General features: G+C 61.6%; 25 protein-coding genes and 1 pseudogene. 11 read left to right on the top strand and 15 right to left on the bottom strand.

Annotated elements, in window-relative coordinates; translation table 11 throughout:
- Positions 1 to 9 precede the first annotated feature (9 nt).
- Positions 10 to 804, top strand: a complete 795-nt coding sequence (locus ASU23_RS17930; RefSeq protein ID WP_058038388.1) for a 2-phosphosulfolactate phosphatase — start codon at positions 10 to 12, stop codon at positions 802 to 804.
- Here the strand turns inward: ASU23_RS17930 and ASU23_RS17925 are convergent.
- The 4 genes and pseudogenes from ASU23_RS17925 to ASU23_RS17910 all read right to left on the bottom strand — a co-directional run bounded on the left by ASU23_RS17925 (position 759) and on the right by ASU23_RS17910 (position 3,959).
- A pseudogene (locus tag ASU23_RS17925) lies at positions 759 to 1,550 on the bottom strand (ABC transporter permease). The gene ASU23_RS17930 and the pseudogene ASU23_RS17925 overlap by 46 nt on opposite strands.
- A complete protein-coding gene (locus ASU23_RS17920) occupies positions 1,547 to 2,488 on the bottom strand; it encodes an ATP-binding cassette domain-containing protein (protein WP_058038387.1) in 942 nt (313 codons plus the stop codon). The pseudogene ASU23_RS17925 and the gene ASU23_RS17920 overlap by 4 nt, the downstream one beginning before the upstream one ends.
- 14 nt (positions 2,489 to 2,502) lie before the next feature.
- Positions 2,503 to 3,378, bottom strand: a complete 876-nt coding sequence (locus ASU23_RS17915) for a DUF4097 family beta strand repeat-containing protein (RefSeq protein ID WP_058038386.1) — start codon at positions 3,376 to 3,378, stop codon at positions 2,503 to 2,505.
- Between the two features lie 65 nt (positions 3,379 to 3,443).
- The gene (locus tag ASU23_RS17910; protein ID WP_007730367.1) at positions 3,444 to 3,959 is read right to left on the bottom strand and encodes a toxin-antitoxin system HicB family antitoxin; all 516 of its coding nucleotides are present in this window, start codon (positions 3,957 to 3,959) and stop codon (positions 3,444 to 3,446) included.
- Between the two features lie 131 nt (positions 3,960 to 4,090).
- Between ASU23_RS17910 and ASU23_RS17905 the strand changes: the two genes are divergently transcribed.
- Positions 4,091 to 4,687: a CHAP domain-containing protein gene (locus ASU23_RS17905; RefSeq protein ID WP_030536161.1), complete on the top strand. Its 597-nt coding sequence runs from the start codon at positions 4,091 to 4,093 to the stop codon at positions 4,685 to 4,687.
- On the opposite strand, the gene ASU23_RS17900 is transcribed toward ASU23_RS17905, so the two are convergent.
- Positions 4,678 to 5,448: an acyl-[acyl-carrier-protein] thioesterase gene (locus ASU23_RS17900; protein ID WP_058038481.1), complete on the bottom strand. Its 771-nt coding sequence runs from the start codon at positions 5,446 to 5,448 to the stop codon at positions 4,678 to 4,680. The two genes, ASU23_RS17905 and ASU23_RS17900, sit on opposite strands and share 10 nt — an antisense overlap.
- A 124-nt stretch (positions 5,449 to 5,572) precedes the next feature.
- On the opposite strand from ASU23_RS17900, the gene ASU23_RS17895 reads away from it, so the two are divergent.
- Together ASU23_RS17895 and ASU23_RS17890 are read left to right on the top strand one after the other, a co-directional pair.
- Positions 5,573 to 5,917: a helix-turn-helix transcriptional regulator gene (locus ASU23_RS17895; RefSeq protein WP_007730375.1), complete on the top strand. Its 345-nt coding sequence runs from the start codon at positions 5,573 to 5,575 to the stop codon at positions 5,915 to 5,917.
- Positions 5,917 to 6,588 (top strand): cation transporter, encoded by a 672-nt coding sequence (locus ASU23_RS17890; protein WP_253741384.1) that lies wholly within the window; start codon positions 5,917 to 5,919, stop codon positions 6,586 to 6,588. Before ASU23_RS17895 ends, ASU23_RS17890 begins: the two co-directional genes overlap by 1 nt.
- A 54-nt stretch (positions 6,589 to 6,642) precedes the next feature.
- Here ASU23_RS17890 and ASU23_RS17885 read toward each other — a convergent pair whose 3' ends face one another.
- Complete coding sequence (locus ASU23_RS17885; protein ID WP_051649717.1) at positions 6,643 to 7,116, bottom strand: SRPBCC family protein; 474 nt, start codon at positions 7,114 to 7,116, stop codon at positions 6,643 to 6,645.
- A 145-nt stretch (positions 7,117 to 7,261) separates the two neighbouring features.
- On the opposite strand from ASU23_RS17885, the gene ASU23_RS17880 reads away from it, so the two are divergent.
- A complete protein-coding gene (locus tag ASU23_RS17880; RefSeq protein ID WP_003943077.1) occupies positions 7,262 to 7,678 on the top strand; it encodes a hypothetical protein in 417 nt (138 codons plus the stop codon).
- Between the two features lie 95 nt (positions 7,679 to 7,773).
- On the opposite strand, the gene ASU23_RS17875 is transcribed toward ASU23_RS17880, so the two are convergent.
- The gene (locus ASU23_RS17875) at positions 7,774 to 7,986 is read right to left on the bottom strand and encodes a hypothetical protein (protein ID WP_003943015.1); all 213 of its coding nucleotides are present in this window, start codon (positions 7,984 to 7,986) and stop codon (positions 7,774 to 7,776) included.
- A 258-nt stretch (positions 7,987 to 8,244) separates the two neighbouring features.
- On the opposite strand from ASU23_RS17875, the gene ASU23_RS17870 reads away from it, so the two are divergent.
- Genes ASU23_RS17870 through ASU23_RS17860 form a run of 3 tightly spaced genes read left to right on the top strand, consistent with a single transcriptional unit; the run spans position 8,245 to position 11,330 of the window.
- Positions 8,245 to 8,904, top strand: a complete 660-nt coding sequence (locus ASU23_RS17870) for a GAP family protein (protein ID WP_003942903.1) — start codon at positions 8,245 to 8,247, stop codon at positions 8,902 to 8,904.
- Between the two features lie 15 nt (positions 8,905 to 8,919).
- Positions 8,920 to 9,633 carry a GAP family protein gene (locus ASU23_RS17865; RefSeq protein WP_058038384.1) on the top strand — a complete coding sequence of 238 codons (714 nt, stop codon included), beginning with the start codon at positions 8,920 to 8,922 and terminating at the stop codon, positions 9,631 to 9,633.
- The gene (locus ASU23_RS17860; protein ID WP_058038383.1) at positions 9,630 to 11,330 is read left to right on the top strand and encodes a SulP family inorganic anion transporter; all 1,701 of its coding nucleotides are present in this window, start codon (positions 9,630 to 9,632) and stop codon (positions 11,328 to 11,330) included. Before ASU23_RS17865 ends, ASU23_RS17860 begins: the two co-directional genes overlap by 4 nt.
- Here the strand turns inward: ASU23_RS17860 and ASU23_RS17855 are convergent.
- The 5 genes from ASU23_RS17855 to ASU23_RS17835 form a co-directional block, all read right to left on the bottom strand.
- Positions 11,322 to 12,143, bottom strand: coding sequence for a hypothetical protein (locus ASU23_RS17855; RefSeq protein ID WP_003942972.1), 822 nt, complete (start codon positions 12,141 to 12,143; stop codon positions 11,322 to 11,324). The genes ASU23_RS17860 and ASU23_RS17855 overlap by 9 nt on opposite strands.
- A 14-nt stretch (positions 12,144 to 12,157) precedes the next feature.
- On the bottom strand, positions 12,158 to 14,857 hold the full coding sequence (locus ASU23_RS17850) for a LuxR C-terminal-related transcriptional regulator (protein ID WP_058038382.1): 2,700 nt from the start codon (positions 14,855 to 14,857) through the stop codon (positions 12,158 to 12,160).
- A 175-nt stretch (positions 14,858 to 15,032) separates the two neighbouring features.
- Positions 15,033 to 15,995, bottom strand: a complete 963-nt coding sequence (locus tag ASU23_RS17845) for an asparaginase (RefSeq protein ID WP_058038381.1) — start codon at positions 15,993 to 15,995, stop codon at positions 15,033 to 15,035.
- 15 nt (positions 15,996 to 16,010) lie between these two features.
- Positions 16,011 to 17,456: an amino acid permease gene (locus ASU23_RS17840; RefSeq protein ID WP_058038380.1), complete on the bottom strand. Its 1,446-nt coding sequence runs from the start codon at positions 17,454 to 17,456 to the stop codon at positions 16,011 to 16,013.
- Positions 17,456 to 18,895 carry an aspartate ammonia-lyase gene (locus tag ASU23_RS17835; protein ID WP_058038379.1) on the bottom strand — a complete coding sequence of 480 codons (1,440 nt, stop codon included), beginning with the start codon at positions 18,893 to 18,895 and terminating at the stop codon, positions 17,456 to 17,458. The genes ASU23_RS17840 and ASU23_RS17835 overlap by 1 nt, the downstream gene beginning before the upstream one ends.
- Positions 18,896 to 19,111: 216 nt before the next feature.
- On the opposite strand from ASU23_RS17835, the gene ASU23_RS17830 reads away from it, so the two are divergent.
- Positions 19,112 to 19,822: a FadR/GntR family transcriptional regulator gene (locus ASU23_RS17830; RefSeq protein ID WP_058038378.1), complete on the top strand. Its 711-nt coding sequence runs from the start codon at positions 19,112 to 19,114 to the stop codon at positions 19,820 to 19,822.
- Positions 19,823 to 19,872: 50 nt separating this feature from the next.
- Entirely contained in the window at positions 19,873 to 20,580 is a 708-nt protein-coding gene (locus tag ASU23_RS17825; RefSeq protein WP_253741383.1) for an ankyrin repeat domain-containing protein, read from the top strand.
- On the opposite strand, the gene ASU23_RS17820 is transcribed toward ASU23_RS17825, so the two are convergent.
- A complete protein-coding gene (locus ASU23_RS17820; protein WP_253741381.1) occupies positions 20,565 to 21,581 on the bottom strand; it encodes a helix-turn-helix domain-containing protein in 1,017 nt (338 codons plus the stop codon). The genes ASU23_RS17825 and ASU23_RS17820 overlap by 16 nt on opposite strands.
- Before the next feature lie 99 nt (positions 21,582 to 21,680).
- On the opposite strand from ASU23_RS17820, the gene ASU23_RS17815 reads away from it, so the two are divergent.
- Positions 21,681 to 22,487 carry an alpha/beta fold hydrolase gene (locus ASU23_RS17815; protein WP_058038377.1) on the top strand — a complete coding sequence of 269 codons (807 nt, stop codon included), beginning with the start codon at positions 21,681 to 21,683 and terminating at the stop codon, positions 22,485 to 22,487.
- A 30-nt stretch (positions 22,488 to 22,517) separates the two neighbouring features.
- On the opposite strand, the gene ASU23_RS17810 is transcribed toward ASU23_RS17815, so the two are convergent.
- Together ASU23_RS17810 and ASU23_RS17805 are read right to left on the bottom strand one after the other, a co-directional pair.
- A complete protein-coding gene (locus ASU23_RS17810; RefSeq protein WP_058038376.1) occupies positions 22,518 to 23,708 on the bottom strand; it encodes a lipid-transfer protein in 1,191 nt (396 codons plus the stop codon).
- Positions 23,705 to 24,181 carry a Zn-ribbon domain-containing OB-fold protein gene (locus tag ASU23_RS17805; protein ID WP_019745839.1) on the bottom strand — a complete coding sequence of 159 codons (477 nt, stop codon included), beginning with the start codon at positions 24,179 to 24,181 and terminating at the stop codon, positions 23,705 to 23,707. The genes ASU23_RS17810 and ASU23_RS17805 overlap by 4 nt, the downstream gene beginning before the upstream one ends.
- Positions 24,182 to 24,376 lie beyond the last annotated feature (195 nt).

Raw genomic sequence — 24,376 nt, 5'->3', positions numbered from 1 at the left:
GCTGGTGCGATGAATCCGGAGCATCGCCAACTCGATTACGGACTTCGATTCGACTGGGGGTTGCGCGGCGCCGAAGCGATTGCTGCCGGCGTCGATGTGGCAGTGGTGGTAGACGTTCTCTCGTTCACGACGACGCTGAGCGTTGCCGCCGACGCGGGAATCGACGTACTTCCCTTTTCCTGGAACGACGAGCGCGCGTTCGATTACGCGCGTGATGCCGATGCGGTCCTGGCGGTGAGGCGGAGCGTAGCCGCGGAGGGTCAGATTAGTCTGTCTCCCAAGATGATTCGCGAAGCCGAGGTGCCGAGTCGGCTGGTGCTGCCGTCGCCGAACGGGTCGACTATCGCGTTTGCGTTGGCATCTCAGGTTGCGGTGTGTGTCGGCGCTTCCTTGAGGAACGCTTATGCCGTCGCGGATTGGATTGTGCACGAACATGGTCCGGGATCGCGGGTTGCGATAGTCGCATCCGGGGAGAAGTGGCCCGGTGGAGAGTTGCGCCCGGCGGTGGAGGATCTGTGGGGTGCCGGTGCGGTTGTCACGGCGCTGACCGCTGCTGGTTGGGACGGCCACGTATCGCCCGAGGCTCGGATGGCGGCGGATGCGTGGGCGGCGGTGGCGGATTCGTACGAGGACCGCCTGCGGGACTGTGCCTCAGGACGTGAGTTGATCGCCATGGGGTTTCCACACGACGTCGCCATCGCCTCGGAACTCGACGACAGCGACACCGTACCCGTTCTCGAAGAACGTGTGTTTCGAGGTCAGCGCACCGGGCGTCGGTTGAACAAACTCCGCGCCCAGAGGTAGGAGAGGAAGGTGATTGCGACGCACCATCCGATCGCGAGTATCGCGTTGTTCCCGATAGCTTCGCCGAGAAGAAGTCCTCGAAGAGTCTCGATGATCGGAGTGAACGGCTGATACTCGGCAAACCATCGCAACACGGTCGGCATCGAGTCGGTGGGGACAAAGCCGCTTCCCAGGAACGGCAAGAGGATCAACACCATTGGAAGGTTGCTGGCCGTCTCGACACTCTTGCTGACGAGGCCGAAGGCGACCGACAATCAGATCATGGCGATGGAGACCAGGACGAGGAGTGCAAACGTCGCGGCCCACTCCACGAAGCCTGCAGTGGGCCGGAAGCCGACGGCTATCGCTACGGCGATGACGACAACGAGGCTCACGATCGTCTGAAGGAGGCTGCCGAGAACGTGACCGGTCAGGACGGACGTGCGCGTGATCGCCATCGTTCGGAATCGTGCAATGATCCCGGCGGTCATATCCGTTGCGACGGAGATGGCAGTACCTTGTGCCGCTGATGCCACGGTCATCAGAATGATCGCCGGTGCAACGTAATTGACGTACTCGGCTCGACCGCCACCGCCGGGGCCGAGGCCGTTCCCGAGCGTTCCGCCGAGCACGTAGACGAACAGCAGTAGGAAAACGACTGGCATTCCGACGAGCATCACCGTCATCGACGGATATCGAAGGATGTGTCGAATACTGCGACGCAGCATGGTTTTCGAGTCCTGATAGGCAAGCGTCATGGTGGTCATCGCGCGTCGGTCCTTTCGGTGGCGGTCAGAGTCAGGAACACGTCGTCCAGGTCGGGTGTGTGCACGGAGAGTTCCTTGACGTCGATCGAGTGAGCGTCGAGTTGGTCGAGAAGAGAGCGCAGCGAGCGGACACCCCCGTCGCTGGGGACCTGGAGGACATAGGCGGCATCGTCACGTGATGATTCGTCGAAAACAGCTGCAGCAGAATCGAGCTGATCGCGGTCGAAGAAGTGAAGACGAATGTGGCCGCCGGGAATGTGCCGTTTGAGTTCCGCTGCCGTACCTTGGGCGACAATCCGTCCCTGATCGAGGACGGCGATGTGGTCGGCCAGTTGATCAGCTTCCTCGAGGTACTGGGTCGTGAGGAAGATGGTGACACCGCCCTCGACCAACTCCCGGATGATCTGCCACATGGTGCGTCGACTCCGGGGGTCGAGACCGGTGGTGGGTTCGTCCAGGAAGATGATCTCCGGCCGCCCGATCAACGTCATTGCCAGGTCGAGCCGTCGACGCATGCCGCCCGAGTAGGTCGACGCCAGCTTGTCCGCGGAGTCGATCAGATCGAACTTCTCCAGGAGTTCGTCAGTGCGAGTGCGGCGTTCGTCCTTGCCGAGGTGGTGAAGATCGGCCATGAGGAGAAGGTTTTCCTTGCCGGACAGGTAGTCGTCTACCGCCGAGAACTGTCCGGTGACACCGATACGCGAACGCACCGCGTCAGGATCGTCGGAAGGGTTGTACCCGGCGATGCGGATGTCGCCGCCGTCTGCGGGAACGAGGGTCGAGAGGATTTCCACGATGGTGGTCTTGCCGGCGCCGTTGGGGCCGAGGAGTGCAAAGACGGTTCCGCGGTCGACGGAGATGTCGATTCCGTCCAGTACCGTCTTGTCGTCGTAGGCCTTCTTCAGGCCCGTCGCGGTGATGGCTGGTTTACGGGACATCAGCGTTCCTTTCGCTAGATCTTCTTGTTGGATTCTTCTCGGGGCTCCGAACGTCGAATGACGATGTCGCCGTAACTGGTTTGTGCCCGGACGTCTACCCGGCGTTCAGTGGAAGCCGGACCGTGCGTGGCATTCATCTGGTTGTCGACGCGGCCGAAGGACGTATGAGCGTCGAATCGTGCGGCGGTTCCGGATCGAACGCCGATATGGATTCGCCCGGCGGCCGTCTTGGCGGATACGACTCCACTCTCGATGGTCTCGAAACGGATGTCGCCGTTGGCGGTTGCGGCGCTCGCGTCGGATTCGGCGTGCTCGACGGCGACACTGCCGTTGGCGGTCTTCGCCTTCAGTGCGCCGGTGATCGTGCCGATGTTGATGTCGCCGTTGGAGTTCTTGACCTCCGCGTTGCCGTCGACGCGGCCGATGCGGATGCTTCCGGACCCGGTGCTCGTGTCGATGTCACCGGCCACGTGCTCGACGATGATCGCGCCGGCCCCGGTGCTGATGTTGAGCGGCCCGGTGGTTTCCAGTGTGCAATCGCCCGCGGAAACCTTCACCCGTGATCGTCCGAGAGTGCCTTCGCTACGGAGGCTGGCAACTGCGGCAGTGCCTTCGAGTTCCGAGCCGGAGGGAAGCTGAACGGAGATGTCCACAGATCCTGTCTTCCCGAAGATGCCGAGGCCGCGCTGTTTCGGAGTCTTGATCTGCAGCCGGCCACCTGCGAATTCGACGCGTGTTTGTTCGGCGACTCGAACGTCGACCTCGCGAGACGAGTTGCTGGGCAACACTTCCACGACAGTGTCGTTGCGGCTGCTCGCCGTGATCCGGATGTGTCCGACTGCCACGTCGAAGTTCAAGGTGATGGGGTCAGGTGTGCTGAATGTAGGCATGGTGATACTCCCGATGAGGTTGTCTCGGTTGATGAAAGAGGGTGGTGCGAAAGATGAAGCCGGTGTCAGTGCACCCAGCCGCTGAAGCTTTCGGAACCTTGGGACGTGCGCTGTCTCGGAGTGCTTCTGTTCGCGCCGCCTTCCAGAGCCGTTGCAGCCGAGCGAACCAGCCACGCGTTGACGGAGATCCCGGCTTCCCGGGCCGCCGCCTCGATCCGGTCTTTGAGGTCTTGCCCCAGCCGCAGGTTGATTCGAGTCATCGAGGCGTCGTCGGACTCCGTGACGGGGCGCGGTGCCGGAGTCGGGTCCTCTTCGACGGGGGCTGGAACCGGTTCACTGATGGCTGGTGCCACCACGAATTCGGGTTCGCGTCCCCGCAGGCGCAGGTCCACCGAACCCGGGGCGAGGTCACGCGTGATCTCGGCGGCTGCCGCAGACAATGCGTCGAGAAGGGTGAGTCGCACTGCTGATTCCAGCGGTGCGGTCAAACGATCGGCGAGTGCCTTTGCGTCTTCTCCGCCTGCTTCGGCCGCCACCGCGAGTTCGTGGCGAAGGTTGTCTACGTACGGTGTCAAGTCCATGGCATCACTATGGCACCACTTTGATGCCACCGCAATAGTTTGGTGGCACATTCGTGTGAATTTGGTGAGAATTGCCAGGTCATCGGGGTGGTTGGCGATTCGGTCCGCGGCAGGCTGGCACACTCGTAAGGGTGAGTCCTGCCGAATCGAACCGACGACGCCGCATCGTGCTCTGGATTGCCGGGGTGCTCGGCGTCGTGATCGTGGTTGGGGTGGTGGTCGTCGCGATCGCACCATCGCGGTACCTGCCCTGGGACACGGCTGAGTTCCCGGCGGTGGACGCGAGTGCGCTCACGTCTGATCAAGGTCGGGTGCTCGAGCTACTGCAATCCGAGCATGAGCAGGACCGTCCGGGCACCTTCTATTCCGACGGCATCGACGAAGAGTGGTGCGCCGACTTTGTCAGCTGGATCATGAGGGAAGCGGGTCGACCGTTGTCCAACCCGAACTCCGGAAGTTGGCGCATCCCGGGGGTGTACACCTTGCAGGAGTATTACCAAGGGATCGGCGCGTACGCCGAGAACGGCAGCGGGTACACCCCGAACGTGGGTGATGTGGTGATCTACGACAGTTCGAGATGGGTCGGTCAGCACACCAACATCGTTGTGGCAGTGGACGGCAACTCTGCGATCACGGTTGGCGGCAACGAGTTCGGCAAGGTGCGGGTTCATGATCTGGACTGGCAATCCGACTCTGCCGTCGTGGGATTCGGAAAACTTCACCCCTGATCGTTGCTCTTCGGAGACAAGGCGAACCACCGCGCCGACGCACGTGCCTCGTCGCCTGCGTCGATGTGCAGCGTGTTCGTGCCGGTTCGCACGCTCACCTGCTCACCTCTCTTGATGGGCTGGGTGTACTCGAGGATCGCGCGAAAGGGCCCGCTTCGTAATCTGTCGGGCAGCGCATCTTCCACGGGCTGCCAGTAGATTGCGTTGTTCACGTGATCGAAGGGGTCGAAATCGCTCGAGCGCAACGGGAACGGCGTATCCGCTGACGGCGTCGTGTCCGGGGTCGGGTCGATCCACCGGCGCCAGTGAAGATGGTGGTCCACGGCCGTCGATGCCAGGGCAGCGGTGAACTTCTCACTGATGGATGCCGGCATTCCCGTCTTCGGGTCGATGTTGATCCAGAACGCCTCGGTTTCGATCAACCCGCCGCCATCGGATCTGATGCGAACTCGCATCGAACACCACTTGTTCGACAGGCCTGAACACCAGCGCTGCAAGTGAACTCGATCCGGCCAGACGATCGGTTCGAGTACATCGATCACCGTTCTTCGTACCATCCACAGCGGGTGTGTATCCATGGCGCCGCGGTCGACGAGATTGTCGAAGCCCGCGTCTTGGAGGTAGCGCGCGATCGCGTCGAGGCGCAGTTGTTTGTCGGTGTGGATGTCACCCGTACGCACCGGCCACGAGGCCTGGAAGATGCTTCCGGTTGTCGGTAGTTCGGCCATCGCTACGTGATCGTCGACTTTTGTACGGTTCATCGGATGTGGGCTCCCGGTGTTCGCCTGGTTGGGTGGCTTCACGCTTGCGTTACCCGATGGTGGGATCTTGAACCATCGGAGTTCATCGTTTTCTGAATCCAGTTTTCGATGTACTGTCGCACGTATGGATATCGAGGGCGTAGATGTGGTGACCAACGTGGCGGTGCTTGCGAGGTTCGGGCATGCACTGTCCGACGAGACTCGGACACGGATACTGCTCGAACTGAAGACCGCCCCGCGGTATCCGTCCGACCTCGCTGAAACACTGGCTGTGACCAGGCAGAAGCTGTCCAACCATCTGGCTTGCCTGCGCGGTTGCGGCTTGGTGGTGGCCGTCCCGGAAGGGCGCCGGACCAGATACGAACTCGCCGATGTACATATCGGTCGGGCCCTCGACGACCTGCTCGGGGTCGTACTCGCGGTGGATCCGTCGTACTGCCCGGACAGCGAATCAGAGGGGTGCTGCTGATGGTTGCGCCCGTTGACGGTGTCGGGCTCTCGACTGACCGGCGTGCGCTCTTGTCGAGAAGAATTCGCATCTTCGTGGCGATCACGATCAGCTACAACGTCGTCGAAGCGATCATCGCGCTGGCGGAGGGCACACGAGTGTCGTCCGCAGCACTGTTCGGTTTCGGCCTCGATTCGGTGATCGAAGTGTCCTCGGCGGCAGCTGTTGCCTGGCAGTTCTCGGCGCCGGATCCGTCGAGCCGTGAGAAGACGGCACTGCGAGTGATCGCATTCTCGTTCTTCGGGCTCGCTGCGTACGTCTCGTTCGACGCGATTCGGTCGCTGTTCGGTCTGGGGGAAGCTCAGCACACGAGCGTCGGAATACTCTTGGCTGCGGTGAGTTTGGCGATCATGCCGGCCCTGTCCTATGCGCAACGCCGAGCCGGTCGGGAGTTGGGTTCGCTGTCGGCGGTCGCGGATTCGAAGCAGACGCTCCTCTGTACCTACCTTTCTGCGGTCTTGCTGGTCGGTTTGCTGCTCAACTCGGTGCTCGGCTGGTCGTGGGCGGACCCGATTGCTGCACTGGTCATCGCCGTCATCGCGGTGAAAGAAGGCATCAACGCGTGGAAGGGTGATCCGTGCTGCCCGGTTGTGGCTGTGCCCGAGAGCGGTGATGAGTGCGACTGCTGCTGAGTGAACACAGGTTTTGTCGAGTGAGCACTCGCTGCGGTGCGTCAGAGCGGGTGTTCACTCGATGAAAGGCGTGCCGACTTCTGCGCGGCCCTTGATGTGCGCGGCGCGTTGCTCGAGAAGGCGTCGCAGATACGGGCCGACAGCCAACCTCAGTGCCAGGTGTCCGAGCACCCCGAAAGGGGCCGTAACGGTGAAGCGGTCATGCATCCGCGTCCACCCACCCGGCTGAACGTCGAAGACGTGCTCGTGCCGCATTGCGGCAAACGGGCCGCGGACCTGCTCGTCTGTGAACGAGTACGGACGGTTGTACTGCGTGATCCGGCTTGTCATCGAGAATCTCCACCCGAGATGCCGAGCAGTGAACGACACCTCGTCGCCCTCTCCCAGCGTCGATCTACCCGTACTCGTGACTGCCACCTCATCTGTTGCGCGGAGCGAGGCCGAGTGTTCGTCCATGTCGAGTTCGAGATCGAAGATCACCGCCGGTGGAGCATAGATATCGGTGATCACGACTACGGTGTGTTGCACAGTGCCAGTCTGCCAACATTGGTTTGCGATCCCGGCAAGCGGGTACGGGTCGGTGACCTGCGGTTCATCCGCGACGGGTGATGTTTTCGCCTTCCAGCCCCTCGAGACTGAGTAAGGGAAGTGCATTCTGTCGAAAGGAACGCTGATGACTGCTCCACCGCGGGAACCCGCGAATCACCCTGTCCGGCAGGGTTTCGCGGTAGGTACGACGTTTGCAGCAGCAATTTTGCTGCTCACCGCAGGCATTGTCGCTCTGCTTCAGGGCATCGCGGCCGTTGCCGACAACAATCTGTTTGTCGTGGGTATCAACTACACGTACAAGTTCGACATCACGACGTGGGGTTGGATCCACATCATCTTGGGCATCATCGGGATCGTGGTGGCCCTCGGCCTCTTCACCGGTGCAGTGTGGGCCAGGGCGGCGGCAATCGTCATTGCGTCGCTCTCGATCATCGCCAACTTCTTGTGGATGCCGTATTACCCACTGTGGTCGATCCTGGTCATCGCGCTCGATGTCGTTGTGATCTGGGCGGTCGCGACCTGGGACAGGGACAGAGTCTAGGCACCGAACAACCCGAGAGCAGTTGGTCCCGACCGAGTCGACTCGGTCGGGACCATCGCTCGTGCGTGGGACAATTCGACAGGGTGTGGCTCGGATCAGTCTGGGAGTCGACGCATTTCGGCGACGGTCAGGCCGAGGGAATCGAGACGGGCCATGATGCTCCGCATAGCCGTGTGGTCCGCGACGGGTCCGTACAAACTGGTGAACCCGCCGGCCGCACTGGCGACACTGAGTTCGGGAAATGCGGCCTTGACGCGGTCCGACACTTCGCCGTCGATGAGGAATTGATACCGAGTGGGAGCATTCATCAGTATCCGCTCCATTTCGTAGGGCCATGAGGTTCGAGAAGGCAGCGCTCCGAGCCTCGAAATCGCATGTCGTCAAGTGCAATCGGCGTCGCTGCCCGATCCAGGACTCCGCATCCGTGGGATCCAGTCTTACTCCCGTACGCGCTCGGGGCGTCATCCCCTACGGGTGAATGTCGTCGCGGGTCCGTTCATCCCTTTTGTGTGAGGCTCCGTAGAGTCGCCACCCCTAGTGTCGACCGGGAGAGAGAAGAGGTCGGCATGGGATCTGTCATCGGGGATCTGTTACCCCTCGCGGTCGGCGTTGCGGTATCGCCGATCCCGATCATCGCGGCAATCTTGATGTTGTTGTCCAAGCGTGCCGGCAGCACGAGCGTCGGGTTCGCGCTGGGCTGGATACTGGGAATCGTCGTCGCCACCGTGATCTTCGTGCTTCTGTCCAGCAAGCTCGGTGACTCCGAAGGTGATCCGTCAGCGACAGTGTCGTGGATCAAGCTGGCGTTGGGTGTATTGCTTCTTGCGTTCGGAGTCAAACAATGGCGCGGACGCGGAGGCGAGCACGAAACCCCGAAGTGGATGCACGCCATCGATGACATGACCGCTGTCAAAGGCCTCGGCTTGGGCTTCGCTCTGGCTGCGATCAATCCGAAGAATCTGATGATGTGTATCGCGGCCGGAATCTCGATCGGATCCGCGTCATTGGGCTCCGGAGAAGTTGTTGTCGCCATTCTGGTTTTCACGATCATCGCGGCCTGCACAGTGTGCGTGCCCGTGATCGGCTACCTCGTTGCCGCGGAGCGACTGCGTGGTCCGCTGGCCAAGCTGAAGGTGTGGTTGCAGGACAACAACGCCACGGTGATGAGTGTGTTGATCCTGGTTATCGGTGTTGTTCTCATCGGCAAGGGCATCGGCGGTCTCTGACAACTGGAGGTAGTTATGGGATCGCTGCTACTGCAACAGATCCCGCTGGCGCTCGGGATCATCATGAGCCCGCTGGCGGTTGTCGCCGTTGTGGCCGTACTGTTTTCCGAACGAGCGCGTATCAACAGCATTGCGTACCTGATCGGGTGGTATCTCGGAATAGTTGTCGCGCTGGCCGGTTCGTACGTCATCTTGACCGCACTCCAGGTTCATCAGCGCACACACCCTCCGCTGTGGGTGCCCGTCATCCATCTCGTTCTCGGGGCAACTCTGCTGGCGGGTGCCTGGTTCGTCTACTCACGCAGTCGTCGCGGGGTTCAGGCGATGGCGGCTGCAGTTGCCCCTGGCGACGTTGTGGCTGCGGCCCCTCAGCTGCCGAAGATGCTGCAATCGGTTGAGCACTTCCAACCAATGCGATCCGGTGTGCTCGGTTTCGCGCTGTTCGTTCTCAACCCCATCGACATGTCGTGTGCCATCGCAGCAGCGATGAACCTTCGTCTCAGCACCGTGGCACCGACGTCGCAGATCGTCTCGGCCGTGATCTTCTCGCTGGTGTCCGTGACCTCGGTCGCGGTACCTGTTGCCCTCCTGCTGATCAAGAAGGACGAGGCAACCGAACCGCTGCTGAAGATCCGCACCTGGATAGCCACCAACACGCACTTGCTGAACGTCGGGCTCCTCGTCCTGATCGCGGCGATGCAGATCAGTAAAGGGGTGCAAGGACTATGAGTGCTCCGCACACGCGGACCTGGTGGGTCTTCGGGTCGTTGTCCGACTATCAACGCGCTTGGCTTCGCCCCGACATCATTGCGGGCCTTACGGTGTGGGCTGTCCTTGTTCCGGAAGCGCTCGCGTACGCCACCATCGCCGGAGTTCCGCCGGTGGTCGGGCTTTATGCTGCGGTTCCGTCATTGATTCTGTATGCAGCAGCCGGCAGTTCGCGCCATCTGATCGTCGGGCCGATGTCGGCGACCGCAGCGTTGTCCGCGGCGATGATCGCGCCATTGGCTTCAGGAAACGACGGCCGATTCATCGCGCTGTCGGCGGCATTGGCGATCGTGACCGGGCTCGTTGGATTGCTCGCAGGATTCATGCGCCTCGGATTCATCGCGTCCTTCATCTCCGAGCCGGTTCTCAAGGGATTCATCGTCGGTCTGGCGCTCACGATCATCATCGGTCAAGTACCCAAACTCCTGGGCGTGGCCAAGGGGGAGGGAAACTTCTTCGTCCAGACGTGGACAGTGGTGAAGGAACTGGGTGAGGTCGACCTACCGACCGTGATCATCGGATTGCTCAGCCTGGCAATGGTCCTGGGCGTCAAGCGATGGCTTCCGCTCGTACCGGGTTCGCTCCTCGTCGTGCTGCTGGGCATTACCGCAGTAGCGTTGTTCGGCCTCGACGATCGTGGCATCGACATTGTCGGACACATCGACGCGGGCCTGCCGTCGATGGGCCTGCCGAACGGTGTGGGAGCCGAGGACTACCTCGACCTGGTCGGACCGGCGGTCGGCGTTCTGCTCATCGGTTTCGCCGAAGGTCTTGGCGCTGCAAAGACATACGCGGCCAAGGCCGGCTACACCATCGACGCCAATCGTGAACTGGCAGGACTGGGTGCGGCCAATCTCGGATCGGGTCTCTGCTCGGGAATGGTGGTCAACGGCAGCCTGTCGAAGACCGCTGTCAACGGAGGAGCGGGCGCCAAATCTCAGGTCAGCGGACTGGTGGTCGCGGCACTGACGCTGGTGACACTGCTGTTTCTCACCGGCCTGTTCGAGAAGTTGCCAGAGGCGACGCTCTCGGCTGTGGTCATCGCAGCAGTGATCGAACTGGTCGATTTCTCCTCCCTCGCAGCGCTGTACCGGGTGTGGACGAAGAGGTTGGGCAGTATCTACGGGCACGCTGCCCGGGCCGATTTCGCCGCGGCGATCGCGGCGATGTTCGGGGTTCTCCTCTTCGACACGTTGCCCGGTCTGATCATCGGAATCGCCGTCTCGATGTTGCTGCTCCTGTGTCGAGCCTCCAAACCGCACGTGGCTGCTCTGGTCAAGGACGGCACGCGCTGGGTCGACATCAGTGGGCATCCTGATCTGAAGACACTCGACGGCGTCGTAGTGGTCAGGGTCGAAGCGGGGATGTTCTTCGCCAATGCCGATCACGTGCGTGATCAGATCACCGGTCTGGTGACCGCCGGCACCACCATGGTCGTTCTCGACGCCGAGACGTCACCGTTCATCGACGTCAGCGCTGCGCAGATGTTGGCTCAGCTTCGAGATTCGTTGGCACGCAGGAATGTGAGCTTCCGAGTGGCACGCGACATCGGGCAGTTCCGCGACGTTCTGTCCGGTGCCGACCAGGGCGCGCTGAAGGTCGACGTCTATCCGACCGTCTCGCAAGCGCTTGCAGGTCGAGACAACACCTCAGCGTGATGTCCGTAGCCAGATTCCCAGGGGACCGGAATCTTTGGCCACTGATCCGACGATCGACGACGCGACAACCACGATGGCCGAGAAGATGAACAGCCAGCCGATGACGGTGAACATCACGCCCAGAAGACCGAACTCGTCCTGCGACGTCTTTGTCATTCGGGGGAGGAAAAGAGTGCCGGCCACGTGCAGTCCGGTCAGGCCCGTCGCGGTGAGCAATCCTGACCCGACGCACATTCGAGTGGTCATGCGATTGGCCGTCAGCAGCATGGGCACGGCTGTCCACACGAGTGCCCACACGACGTAGACCGCTGTGAACTCCAGGACTCTGCCTACTCCCGGAACACCATTCAGTTCACGGCACAGGGCCGCACCGACCACCGACGCAGCCACGACGCACACTACCGCGAACCACCGCCACGCCTGACGGAGTGTCGCCGTCGGCACGCTCCAGATCCGTCCGTACATCCGGCCGAGAGCGCGAGCGTAGGACGTGGAACTGATCAGCAGCATGAGCAAGCCGACAATCCCGAACGCTGCCGCGGTAGAGGTACTGGTCAATACGGTGTCGGGGAGTTGGACGCCGAGGTCGTCTTTGGCGGCATCAGCCAACGGCTTCAGCTTCTCCAAGGTCGACGCTGCAATCATGACCGGGAGCAATGACGTAAAGGCCTGGGCCGCCAAAGTCATGGCGCTGTCCACGAGCCCGACTTCGAAGACCCCGATGGTTGCATCAGTCGCCAACCGTCGACTGGGTGTACGTCTCGCCCACACGGTCAATCGATCGCGCGTATCGGAATACAGCTTCGGGGGCATGGAAGCAGTCTTGCTCAGATGAGTCCGCCGCGTCGCGCAGCCTTGAGCGCGTCGCGTCGGTTGCTCACTTCCAACTTGCGATAGATCCCGCGAAGATGCGTCTTGATGGTGTTGACGGAAAGGAACAGCGTGTCGGCAATGGACTCGGTGGTGTCTCCGGAAGCCAGTTCACGGAGCACGGTGTATTCGCCTGGCGTGAGGATCGGTGCACTCACCAATTCTTGTGGGCGAATGCGGCTACGTACCTGTTCGGCAAATGCTTCCTGATCGCCGAAATGTCCACTGAACTCGTCGAACACCGGCCGCAGGGATGCGCCGTAGTCGAGGAAGGGGCGTAGCAGGCTACCGGCTTCCGCGGCGCGCAGCGCTTTGTGGAGGGAGCGAAACGACTTGCGCTCGTGACCTGTTGCAGCGTGGATCCCGGCTTCGAGTGTCCAGGCGTAGACGTGATGTGCGAGCAACGGGATTTCGGAGGACCCGAGAGCTTCGGAAACTTCGACGAGTGCTTCCGCGAACTTGTTGGACGAGAAGGCGACGGCACCCCGTGCGAGATGTATCTCCGACGTTTCTCCGAATTGATCGGCTGCGTCACGCACGAGTCTCGCTGCCCATTCCACCTCGCCGACGGAAAGGCATGCGTGGACGACGGGTGGTAGAAGAGCCAAGGTCGCGAACGCGAAGGTACGTAATTCGATCGCGCTGAGCATCGCGTCGCGGACATCGGCGGCGGTCGAGCGTCGGTCGGTCGAGTCGTCGAGACTGTGAAGGCCGAAGGTTACGACGGAGTGCCACCCGAACACCGGCGCGCTGGCGCCGAGAACGTCTGTGCTCCGGTAGTTTCCGATTGTCGGGATGCGGTACGGGAGTTCGCTCGAAGCGCAGAGATATGTGGCAAAGGCGGCCACCGACGCGGACAACTCGTACTCCGCAGTCGTCGTGATGCGATGTTCGACCGCGTAGTCGAGAGCGTAGACGGAGTGAGCCCTCATCGCCCCGATGTCTCCGCTGAGAGAAGCTACGTAGCCCAGTCCGGTCAGCGACTTCAAGACGAATCGCGCCCTGCCCCGTATTGTCCCGAGTGCGACGGCTTGAGTGTATTCGACAGTCGCCCTGTCGAACTCACGTCGCAGTAAGTGTGCCGTCGCCAATTCCATGTGTGCGTAGGCTTCGATGTCGGAGTGGGTGCTTTTCTGGCGCCGCTCCAGACGTGCCGCCAGCGGCTCGTTGTCGGAAGTCGCCGTAACGCAGGAGATTTCCAGGCTCATCGCCAGGAACAATGGATCTTCTGCAATCGGTGGATGAGTTGCCTCGAGAAGATCGAGGCACGTGGTCGCCGAGGTCACGTCACCGGAGTGGAGGGCGGCCGCCGCCAGCACCAGTCGGGTGATCGGGGATTCCGAAACCTGCGTCGACACCGATTCCAGGACTCGCACGACGTCCCCGCAGTGCCCGTCGAGTACGAGGCCCAGCCCGCAGCGTTCGAGAAACGCGAGAATGCGGCATGGGTCTCCGATCGACACCTCGAGTTCGAGCGCCTCGAGTTCGAAGTGATTGCTTTCGAACCAGCTTGCTGCTCGCAGGTGTACGCGGTTTCTCTCGACGTGATCGACGCGACGGAACTCTGCCCGAAGGTGCTCGCGCAAGAGAGGGTGATAGCTGAACCACGTTGTGTGGTCGGCGGAATCGGTACGGGTCACGGGGAAGTTGAACTGAATCAGCGAGTCGATCTCGGATAGAGCGTTCGAGTCCGTCAGAGTTTCCGCCAGTTGGGCGGAGAAAGAATCGACTACCGATGTTCGCAACATGAACGAGGTGACATGTTCGGGCAAGGACGTCAGTACCTCGTCGACGAGAAAGTCGGCGATCGGGCGGGGTGTGTGCGTGAACTCGTCCAGTGCATCGCCGATGTCACTGCGGCCGGCCAGAAACGCGGCGGTCAGGCGAACGACGGCGCCCCACCCCTTGGTGAAGTTCTCGACGATTGCGAGTTCGTCGTCGCGCAGCGTGATGTCGTACTCGCCGAATATCGCGGTGATCTCGGAGCGATCGAAAGCGAGATCGGTGGATGCAAAGCGGGTGAGTCGGCCGTCGAGAGCCAGACGATGCCACGTGAGCGGTGGTTCGTAGCGGGCGGCAACGATAATCGACAGGTTGCCCGGGGTCTGTGTGAGTATCCGATCGAGGAGACCGATCGACATCGGATCGTGGAGGGTGTGAACGTCGTCGAGGATCAACGTTGTTCGGCGCTCGTGCGTTTCGAGGGTTTCCGCAAAGTGCGCGAGCCACTGCTCGACGGGCGGCCTGGATCCGGTCTGCACGGGGAGCCTCTGGCCGGCCGCATCGACGGAGGTCGCGATCGCCTCGGCGAGGGATTCACACAGTATCGACACGTTGTTGTCGCGCTCGGCCAACGTCAGCCAGGCCAGCGCAACATCAGGGGAGGCTCGAGAATATTCGCGAGCCCAATCGGCCAGAAGTAGGGTCTTCCCCGCACCGGCCGGAGCCGAGAGCAACCCGACAGGCCCGGGGCCTGAGCCTTTGGTGGCAGTGGATGCGGTGAGTTTGCGGTGCAGGCGCGGACGCGCGACCAGTCCTTTCACGGCAGTTGGCGGGTGAAAACGACCGTTGAGTGCGGCGCCTGGCACGTGCGCTTGCCCGACGCGGTGAGCCGCGTCGAGCGTTACTGCAGCGGCATCACGAAATGGGCTGCTCATCCGACTCCTGTTCGACTGGCTGCACTGGACGTGACCGCTGGATCGAAATTTTGAACGAGTTAGATGATGTGAAACTACCCAATTCGGACACCAAATAAGCGTCCAAGTCGAAAATTCGGACCAAAGTCCCTGATTTAGTGGAGTGAATTTCGAACAATGAATGGTGTCGCCAGTTCTACCGCCCGAACGGCGGGGTGCGAGCAAACCTCGAATAGCGGTCGAATACCTTTTCCAGGCCCACGAGATCCGGATCTGACAACAAGGCTGCCAGAAGTACACGTGCCTGCCCGGCTCGAAGATCGGTGGAAAATACAGCGCCTGCGGCGATCAAGTCGTGCCCGCCACCACCGCCACCGTAAACCGGGGAGATTGGCCCCGAGGGCACCCGAGTTGTCACGGCTACCGGAATGTGAGCGCCTACGCAGTCTCGTACGGCCTCGACTATCGTCGGATTGGCATTTCCCGAACCGAGTCCGTCGAGAACAAGTCCCTGCGCCCCGGCGTGCACGCAGGCGTCGATCTGTACGCGGTCTGCCCCGGGATATACGGCGATGATGTCGACGCGGGTATCCGAAATCGGATGCCACGGCAATGGTTCGGGAGTACGCAGCAGGAGCGGATCGATGTGCACGCGGCGGAAGGCATCGAGTGCCGTCGTATCGGACTTTCGCGTACCTGCGGCTGGATGGACCGAACCGCCGAAGGCGATGAGGACACCACGCCCGTGTGACGAGATGTCCAGTCCGGCTGAGATCGCCGCGGCGAGATTCGAACGAGCGTCGGATTCGGGATGGTCGAAAGTGCGCTGCGCGCCGGTGAAGACCACCGGGCGTTGGTCGTCGTGGTGCAGGTCCAACAAGAACGCAGTTTCCTCCATCGTGTCGGTGCCGTGAAGCACGACCACCGAGTCGAGTTCGGGATCTTTCAATTGATCGGCTACGGCGTCGCGAACACGATCCATGTCCGCGAAGGTCATGCTCGAGCTGTCCTTCGACATCACGTCGACGACTCGAAGCTCGATGTCGTTCTGCTCGTTGCCGACCAGATCTGCACCGGTGATTGCGGGCCGGCTGATTCCATGCGCATCCCGGGTGCTGGCGATGGTGCCACCGGTAGTGACAACTGCGACTTTCGACACTGTGGTCCTTTCACGTCAAGCTGCGGGGTGGTGGATGGCCAACTCGCGAATACGATTCCTGGCGGCGTACCAACCAATCATCAAGAGCGGTGCGATGATCGCGATGGATCCGACGGTCCACGTTCCAACAGGGTTGTCGAATGCCATCAACACGATAACGACCGCAAGAAAGACCAGTGTCGCGATCCCGGTGTACGGTGCGCCGAATATGCGGAAGGAAGGGCGAGTGACTTTGCCTTGTTTCGCAAGTTGCCAGAGCCTCAACTGGCACAGCACAATTACCGCCCATGCACTGATGATGCCCAGTGCCGCAAGATTGAGGACTATTTCGAAGGCCTGCGCTGGGACAACAGCATTGAGCCCGACGCCGAACAGGATGACCACGCCGGTGAGTGCGATTCCCCCGTATGGCACTCCGGCTTTGTTCATTCTGGCAGCGAAGGCAGGCGCCGAACCGGCCGTCGCCATCGAATGGAGTATTCGTCCGGTCGAATACAATCCGGCATTGAGGGAAGACAACGCCGCCGTGAGAACGACCAGATTCATGATCGCATCTGCGCCTTGGATGTTGATCGAACCGAAGAATGTGACGAATGGACTTTCACCGGCGTGGTATTCGGTGTACGGGAGCAACAGTGAGAGCAGCAGGACCGACCCCACGTAGAAGACGAGGATCCGAATGATCACTGTGTTGATCGCCTTGGGTATCACCTTCCGGGGATTTTCGGTCTCTCCAGCCGTGGTCCCCACGAGTTCAATTGAAGCGTAGGCGAACACGACGCCCTGAATCACCACGACTGCCGGCAGTATTCCGTTGGGGAACAGCCCACCGTTGTCGGCGATCAGGCTGAATCCGGAGGAATGCCCTTCGATGGGCGTGCCGAAGAGTACGAAATAGACACCGAACCCGAGGAATGCGGTCAAGGCCACGACCTTGATCAACGCGAACCAGAACTCCAACTCTCCGAAGACTTTCACGGACACGAGATTCAGTCCGAGAACCAGCAACACCGCGATCAGAGCGAACATCCACTGATCGATGTGTCCCAGTGGCGCCCAGTACTTTTTGAAGAAGTTCATGTACAACGCCACAGCCGTGACGTCGACCACGGCAGTCATTGCCCAGTTCATCCAGTACAACCAGCCCGCAGCGAAAGCCATCTTTTCGCCGAAGAATTCGCGTGCGTAGGAAACGAAGGATCCGGAGGTCGGTCGGTGCATCACCAGTTCGCCGAGTGCCCTCAGGATCAGGAACGCGAAGAATCCGCACAGCGCGTACACGAGAACCAAGGCCGGGCCCGCCTGTTGTAGTCGCCCTCCCGCACCCATGAAAAGGCCGGTTCCGATCGCACCACCGATCGCGATCATCTGAATTTGTCTGGGGCCGAGCGCTTTCTGATACCCAAGATCCTCCCCAGTGGCAACTTCGGCGCGGCCTGTCTCTTCCCGTTCGACGGTCATCAAACCTCCTCCGCAACAGCGGTGGCATGAGGCTTCTCGCCCGAAACGCGGAGATTGGCGAGATGTTCGGGGCTGAGCAACCGATCGAGTTCCTCTCGGTCGAGCAGGCCGGCTTCGATTACGAGATCGGCGACGCGACGCCCGGAAATCAACGCCTCCTGGGCGATCCGAGTGGACGCGGTATATCCGATGTAGGGGTTGAGCGCGGTGACGAGGCCGATGGAGTCTTCGACTCGGGCGCGCAGCAGTTCAGTGTTAGCCGTGATGCCGAGTACGCACCGGTCCGCCAAAATGCGGCAAGCCGCACCGAGGTGTCGCATTCCTTCGGACAGTGAGTGCACGATGATCGGCTCGAAAGCGTTGAGTTGGAGCTGACCGGATTCCGCAGCCATCGTGATCGTCACGTCGTTGCCGATGACTTCGTACGCGACCTGATTGAGGACTTCGGGAATGACAGGATTGACCTTGCCCGGCATGATCGACGAACCTGCCTGCACCGGTGGAAGATTGATCTCGTTCAATCCGGCTCGCGGGCCCGAAGAGAGCAGTCGGAGATCGTTGCACACCTTGGACAACTTCACAGCGACCCGCTTGAGGACGCCGGAGAGGTGGACGAACTGGCCCACGTCTTGGGTCGCTTCGACAAGATCCGTTGCCAACACCAGCGGCAGTCCGGTCAGTGCGCCCAGGTCGGAACAGGCCACCTCGGCGTAGCCGGCGGGTGCGTTGAGGCCAGTGCCGATAGCAGTCGCACCGAGGTTGATCTCGTGAACGAGAAGAGCGGCCTCAGCCAGACGCGCCCGATCCTCCTCGATCATGACCGCGTAGGTCCCGAACTCCTGACCCAGGGTCATCGGCACGGCGTCCTGCAGTTGGGTGCGTCCCATCTTCACTGTGTCGGCGAACTGAAGAGATTTGGTCGTGAATGCGTTCTGGAGTGTAAGAAGTGCATCCAGCAGGTCATCGATCGCGAAGATCGTCGAGATATTCACGGCCGTGGGGTAGACGTCGTTGGTCGATTGGCTCAGGTTCACGTGTTCATTGGGGTGAAGCCGTTCGTAGTCGCCGCGCTGGTGGCCGAGGATTTCCAACGCGCGATTGGCGATGACCTCGTTCGCATTCATGTTCGTCGACGTGCCGGCGCCACCCTGGATGACGTCCACCACGAACTGTTCGTGCCACCGCCCGTCCACGATCTCCTTGCATGCCTGTGAGATGGCCTCCGCGCGCGGGCGGTCGAGGATGCCCAGCTTTTCGTTTGCGCTGGCTGCGGCCCACTTGACGTAAGCGATGCCGCGGATCAGATGCGGGTTCGTGGAGATTGTTCGACCAGTGATCGGGAAGTTCTCCATTGCGCGCAAGGTGTGGATACCCCAGTACGAATCGGCTGGAACCTCGCGATCGCCGAGCAGATCGTGTTCTGTTCGCGTTTCGAGCACTTGATCAATTCCTCGTGTCTCTTCGCGCAAGCATCACTCTGCGCGGTGGGTGTATTTCGGGATCGCAGCGCTGACGGTCGAGTTATAGTCCCGCCCTGCTATCGGGCTATCAGGCTGTCTGACAGGTGTAATTGTTACCTCGCTCACTCCGGCACGTCAACCCTTCATCAAGTGCGATGTTTGACGCGGGACTTCGGCAGTCGCAACAATGACGGCATGAACCTGTCAGACAGCTGGGCCACCAGGCGACCCGTCGCCTCGCGGGTGAGTGCTGCCGAGGCGGTTCTCGCCGACCTCCGTGCCGCAATAACCTCCGGCGAACTGGCAGTCGGAGAGCGTCTCCCGTCCGAGGCGTCCCTGGCCGAAAGACACGGGGTCAGTCGATCGGTCATCCGTGAAGCCCTGCGCTCGTGCCATGCCCTCGGGCTCACCGAGACGAAATCCGGGCTCGGCACCTTCGTCGTCAGCGATTCGATAGCGCGAGACCTCGACTTCGGCAGCTACGCGGCCAACGAGTTGGTCGAAGCGCGGCCGCATGTCGAAATTCCGGCCGCAGGATGGGCTGCCCAACGGCACACAGGGGAGGAACTGACGGCCCTCCGCGGACTGGTCCAGCAGATGCGTGACGAGGATGATCCGCTCGTATGGGTCGCACTCGATGCGCAGTTCCACGGACTGATCGCGAAAGCCAGTAGGAATCGGGTCTTCGAGTCGGTAATCGTCGATATTCGTGAAGCGTTGACAAGGCAGTCCGAGACACTCAATCTTGTTGCCGGTCGCCAGGAAAGGTCGAACGAGGAACACGAACGAATAGTCGAAGGAATCGCATCCGGCAGTTACGACCACGCCTCCAGAGCGATGGCCGAACATCTCGACGCCGTTAGGCTGACGCTTGAAACTCTTGTCCAAGAAAGTAATCCGCTGTGACGGCGCTTCCGGGTAGGTCTGCCCTCGTCTGCGTTATCCTCGCGGTATCAGTGACCGGGGCGTTGGCCGGCTGCAGTTCGTCCGACACCGCGGTGACGTCGACGATCGCCGCGTCAGCGACGACAGCGGCAGCTGTATCGATTACGGGCGTAAAGCCGCCATCGACGCCGGAATCCGAACGGGCACTCTTCGATGCGGTGGACCGCAATGATCCGGCAGCGATCACCGCGGCCCTGGCTTCGGGCGCGAACATCGAAGCTCGCGGCGAGGGCGAACGGACTCCACTCGTCGAGGCCACCAAGAACGACGCTGTCGCCGCGGCTTCTACGTTGATTCTTGCCGGAGCAGACGTGAACGCGAAGGATTCCATGCAGGATTCGGCCTTCCTGTATTCCGGAGCCGAGGGTTTGAACGAGATTCTGGCGCTCACGCTCGCCCACGGCGCGGACGTCGACAGCGTGAACCGTTACGGCGGTACGGCGCTGATTCCCGCGAGTGAACACGCGCATGTCGAGAGCGTCCGGATGCTGATCGCTGCCGGGGTTCCGGTCAATCACGTCAACGATCCCGGGTGGACGGCGCTACTCGAAGCCGTTGTGTACGGCGATGGTTCGGCGCGCTATATCGACGTGATCACTCAGCTTCTCGACGCGGGGGCAGATCCCTCGATCCGGGATGCATCGGGGAAGACCGCGTTGGACAATGCCGAAAGTCGTGTTCAGTCGGACGTTGTGGCGCTGCTTCAATCGCGGAGCTGACGCCAACGAGTCGGGCTCAGCCCGTAGGCCTGCCGAAAGCGTCGGCTGAAGTGTCCGGCGTCGACAAATCCCGCCCGGTGCGCAATGGTCGCGATCGGCAGGTCGACGGTAGCGGGTCGAGCCAGTTCGTCCCGAGCCTTCTGCAGGCGCTGGGTGATGATCCACTGTTCGATCCGAAAGCCGTTGTCCGAGCAGATCTTGTACAGCTGTCGCAGTGAGATGTTGTGGGCGTGAGCAATTCGTGCGGGATTCAGTGCCGGATCGTGAAGGTGTTCACGGATGTATCGACGGATCGAAGTCATGGCAAGGGCCGATCTCGGAGCGGATGCATCGGGATTCGCATGTGCGATCGAAGCGACCAAAGCACGCGCAAGTTCGATCGAGGCCTCGCCCAATTGTTCGGCGGCAGGATCGGTCTCCAACAGAGCGGCGCTGCGGAACAATTCACGAACGTGCGCGATCATCACGGGGTACAGATTGCTGTGATGAGGCCGGGTAGCTGCGTCCCGCACGGTGTCGATCGGTAGTCCCAGCCGATCCATCGGAACGTAGAGGCATTGGGAAGCGCCCGTTCCCGTCCAGGAGAAATCGTAGGTCGACGTCAGGTCCGTCATCAATAGTTCACCGGCGGGCACTCTGCGTTGTTCGTCGTGCTGATCTAGATGGCCGATCCCGCTCTCCTGCAGGGCAATCGCGAGGACGGGCATCGACGCGGACCTGACGTGACGTGCTGTTCGGGTCAACCGCATACCGGTCGACTCGGAGCGGAACAGTGATGCTGCACCGAGGTTCCACACGTTCATTCTCGCACTCACCCGTTCCGGGTTCTCCAAGTGGATTGCGCACGGAACCGAGGCACGACCCATCGCGTCGACAAAGGCGTCCGCGCGTTGGTCAGGCTCCAACACGGAAGTATCCAGGAGCAAAGCCATGCAGCCCTGATACCCCGCGATGCGGACGCTCAACCAGAAGTTGTGCAGTGTGAGCTCAAAGGTCTGCACGGACAGTCACGTCCGTCGCACCAGGTATTTCTAGGATCGAAACGGGCGTGCCCCGGCTTACCGCAGTTTCTCGCTTTTCGACGAGAGTGAAGGAAACGCATGAAGATCTCACGTGTATTCACCGCAGTTCTGGCGTTACTCATGACAGTCGCGGCTGGAGTGATCTTCGGCTCCGGCGCTGCGGTGGCGAGCCCCAAGCCAACCGTCGTTCTCGTCCACGGCGCTTTTGCCGACGCGACCAGTTGGGACGGCGTTGCCGCCGACCTACGCTCGCGTGGCTATCGTGTCGTGGCGCCGGACAATCCTCTGCGCGGGCCGGCTTACGACGCGTCCGCGATCGAGAAGACGGTTGCGGACATCGACGGACCTGTCGTGCTCGTCGGACACTCGTACGGCGGCGCGGTGATCACCAATGTTCACGACCCGAAGGTGCAGTCGTTGGTGTACATCGCGGCGTTTGCTCCGGTTCAGGGTGAGCCGGTGCAGATCACGATCGATCCCATCAGGTTTCCTGGCAGCCAATTGCTTCCTCCGGCTCTGGGATTGAAGATCGTCGACGATCCTCACGCGATCGGCGGGAAGAACGTCGACGGCTACGTCACGGACGAGTATTTCCATTCCGTCTTCGCTCAGGATGTTTCCGACGAGACAGCGGCAACGATGTTGGCGCATCAGAAGTCTGCGGCTTTGTGGGCGAACCTCGAGCTCGGCGGGCCACCGTCGTGGGCGAACACACCGAGCTGGTATCTGGTTGCCGGTGAGGATCGCGTGATCCCAGCATCGGCGCAGCGGTTCATGGCAAACCGGATGGGCGCGAACACCAGCGAACTCCCGACCTCCCATGCCTCGCTGGTCTCACAGCCAGGGGCAGTGGCAGACGTGATCGTGGCGGCCGCTCACGGGTGAGTGTGCGACCGCCACGAAAGTAGAACAGGGTCAGGCGGAAACGATTACCGAGGAGCCGTGTCCGAACAGGCCTTGGTTGGCGGTGATACCGATGCGAGCGCCTTCGACCTGACGGCCTTCGGCCTGTCCACGAAGCTGCCAGGTGAGCTCGCACACCTGCGCAAGTGCCTGTGCGGGAACGGCTTCGCCGAAGCATGCGAGACCGCCGGACGGATTGACCGGGATGCGGCCCCCGATACTGGTGTCACCCGCACGCAGAAGGTGCTCGGCCTCGCCCCGCTTGCACAGCGCGAGGTCTTCGATCCAGTCCAGTTCCACCGAGGTAGCGAGGTCGTAGACCTCGGCGACGTCGACGTCTTCGGGAGAGATTCCGGCTTCCTCGTACGCGGCGTAGCCGATGGATTCCTTGAACGTGCGCTCCGGAGCCGGGACGGCGGAGCTGGAATCGGTGGAGAAGCTCGGCATATCCATGATCGTCTGCGGGAACGTCGGCGTGACCGTCGAAATAGCCTTGATGCGAACAGGTTCCGCGATGCCCATCTTGCGGGCATATTCCATTGACGTCAGCAAGATTGCGGCGCCGCCGTCGGACGTCGCGCAGATGTCGAGCAGGTGAAGGGGATTGGACACCACGGGGGAGGCCAACACGTTCTCGACGGTGACTTCCTTGCGGTAGCGCGCATTCGGATTATTGAGCCCGTGCTTGGCGTTCTTGACCTTCACGTTGGCGAAATCCTCCGCGGTGGCGCCGTAGAGGTCGATGCGACGACGCGCGTTGAGCGCGAAGTACGCCGGGTTGGTCATACCCATGAGGCGGAAGCGCAACCAGTCCGGGTCGTCCCAACGCTCACCGGCGACGGGAGCGAGGAAACCCTTGGGGGTGGTGTCGGCGCCGACGACCAGGGCAACTTCGCTGAGGCCGGCCAGGATTCGTGCGCGAGCGGTGTCGAGTGCCTGGGCTCCCGTCGCGCACGCTGCGTACGACGTGGCGACGCGAGCGCCGTTCCAGCCGAGTGCCTGTGCGAAGGTGGCTCCGGCGACGTATCCGCCGTAACCGTTGCGGACTGTCTCGCCGCCGACGATGAAGTCGACGTCCTGCCAATTCACACCCGAATCGGCGAGCGCGGCGCGAGCGGCGGCAACGCCGTATTTCACGAACGACTGCCCCCATTTGCCCCAGGGGTGCATTCCGACACCGAGTACTGCGACGTCCTTGCTCATGACTGCGACTCCTGATCAGCTGCGGCGACAGGCTTCCAGCGCCACGTCGTACGTACTCCGGTTTCGTCGGTGTACAGCGGCTCGACAACCAATTCGACGGTATTGCCGACCTTGAGATCGTCGACGCCGAATCCGTCGGCCACCTGGCCGAGGATGACGATGCCCTCGGGCAGTTCGACTGCTGCGAGAGCAAAAGGCTCGTACGGATCCGAGCGCGGGATGTACGGCGGCGGGGGCTGGTACTGCGCGTCGGTGTACGACCAGACAGTGCCGCGGCGGGAGAGTTCCACGTCGTCGAACTCCTCGCTGAAGCAGCTCGGGTTCTTGCAGAACGTCGCCTCACGAGGGAAGGAAATGGTGCCGCAGGATTGGCACTTCGTGCCGATCAGAGCAGGTTCGTCGCCGGTGGTGAACCAACCCTCTACTGCAGGCGTCACACTCCCGTTCGGCGCCGGCGTTGCAGTCTCGCTCATGCAATCCTCATCTGGTTGGCGAGCCTGATCCGGGGGGATCGTGGGCCCGCTGTGCCGCTTACTGGAACAGGTTGCAGTATTACACGATTTCGGCCGCTGACGGGCAAAAATTTTCGCTGAGTGGGACGCTGCCGGAACGCAGACGGCCCCGCCGGGCAGACGAGTCTGCAGGCGGGGCCGTGTGCGTGAAAGTAG

The organism is Rhodococcus sp. KB6, from assembly GCF_001445685.1.
Classification (GTDB): Bacteria; Actinomycetota; Actinomycetes; order Mycobacteriales; family Mycobacteriaceae; genus Rhodococcus_F; species Rhodococcus_F qingshengii.
Note: the sequence above shows the minus strand (reverse complement) of the source record. Positions and strands in the feature narration are given on the sequence as shown.

What these genes read in the sequence shown, in the direction of transcription:
- ASU23_RS17865 (WP_058038384.1), top strand. Translation starts at nt 8,920, where the DNA reads ATGGGATCGCTGCTACTGCAACAGATCCCGCTGGCGCTCGGGATCATC.
- ASU23_RS17920 (WP_058038387.1), bottom strand. Translation starts at nt 2,488, where the DNA reads ATGTCCCGTAAACCAGCCATCACCGCGACGGGCCTGAAGAAGGCCTAC.
- ASU23_RS17910 (WP_007730367.1), bottom strand. Translation starts at nt 3,959, where the DNA reads ATGGACTTGACACCGTACGTAGACAACCTTCGCCACGAACTCGCGGTG.
- ASU23_RS17840 (WP_058038380.1), bottom strand. Translation starts at nt 17,456, where the DNA reads ATGACCGTCGAACGGGAAGAGACAGGCCGCGCCGAAGTTGCCACTGGG.
- ASU23_RS17810 (WP_058038376.1), bottom strand. Translation starts at nt 23,708, where the DNA reads ATGAGCAAGGACGTCGCAGTACTCGGTGTCGGAATGCACCCCTGGGGC.
- ASU23_RS17930 (WP_058038388.1), top strand. Translation starts at nt 10, where the DNA reads ATGAATCCGGAGCATCGCCAACTCGATTACGGACTTCGATTCGACTGG.
- ASU23_RS17875 (WP_003943015.1), bottom strand. Translation starts at nt 7,986, where the DNA reads ATGAATGCTCCCACTCGGTATCAATTCCTCATCGACGGCGAAGTGTCG.
- ASU23_RS17855 (WP_003942972.1), bottom strand. Translation starts at nt 12,143, where the DNA reads ATGCCCCCGAAGCTGTATTCCGATACGCGCGATCGATTGACCGTGTGG.
- ASU23_RS17805 (WP_019745839.1), bottom strand. Translation starts at nt 24,181, where the DNA reads ATGAGCGAGACTGCAACGCCGGCGCCGAACGGGAGTGTGACGCCTGCA.
- ASU23_RS17900 (WP_058038481.1), bottom strand. Translation starts at nt 5,448, where the DNA reads ATGAACCGTACAAAAGTCGACGATCACGTAGCGATGGCCGAACTACCG.
- ASU23_RS17890 (WP_253741384.1), top strand. Translation starts at nt 5,917, where the DNA reads ATGGTTGCGCCCGTTGACGGTGTCGGGCTCTCGACTGACCGGCGTGCG.
- ASU23_RS17915 (WP_058038386.1), bottom strand. Translation starts at nt 3,378, where the DNA reads ATGCCTACATTCAGCACACCTGACCCCATCACCTTGAACTTCGACGTG.
- ASU23_RS17830 (WP_058038378.1), top strand. Translation starts at nt 19,112, where the DNA reads ATGAACCTGTCAGACAGCTGGGCCACCAGGCGACCCGTCGCCTCGCGG.
- ASU23_RS17870 (WP_003942903.1), top strand. Translation starts at nt 8,245, where the DNA reads ATGGGATCTGTCATCGGGGATCTGTTACCCCTCGCGGTCGGCGTTGCG.
- ASU23_RS17860 (WP_058038383.1), top strand. Translation starts at nt 9,630, where the DNA reads ATGAGTGCTCCGCACACGCGGACCTGGTGGGTCTTCGGGTCGTTGTCC.
- ASU23_RS17880 (WP_003943077.1), top strand. Translation starts at nt 7,262, where the DNA reads ATGACTGCTCCACCGCGGGAACCCGCGAATCACCCTGTCCGGCAGGGT.
- ASU23_RS17850 (WP_058038382.1), bottom strand. Translation starts at nt 14,857, where the DNA reads ATGAGCAGCCCATTTCGTGATGCCGCTGCAGTAACGCTCGACGCGGCT.
- ASU23_RS17815 (WP_058038377.1), top strand. Translation starts at nt 21,681, where the DNA reads ATGAAGATCTCACGTGTATTCACCGCAGTTCTGGCGTTACTCATGACA.
- ASU23_RS17895 (WP_007730375.1), top strand. Translation starts at nt 5,573, where the DNA reads ATGGATATCGAGGGCGTAGATGTGGTGACCAACGTGGCGGTGCTTGCG.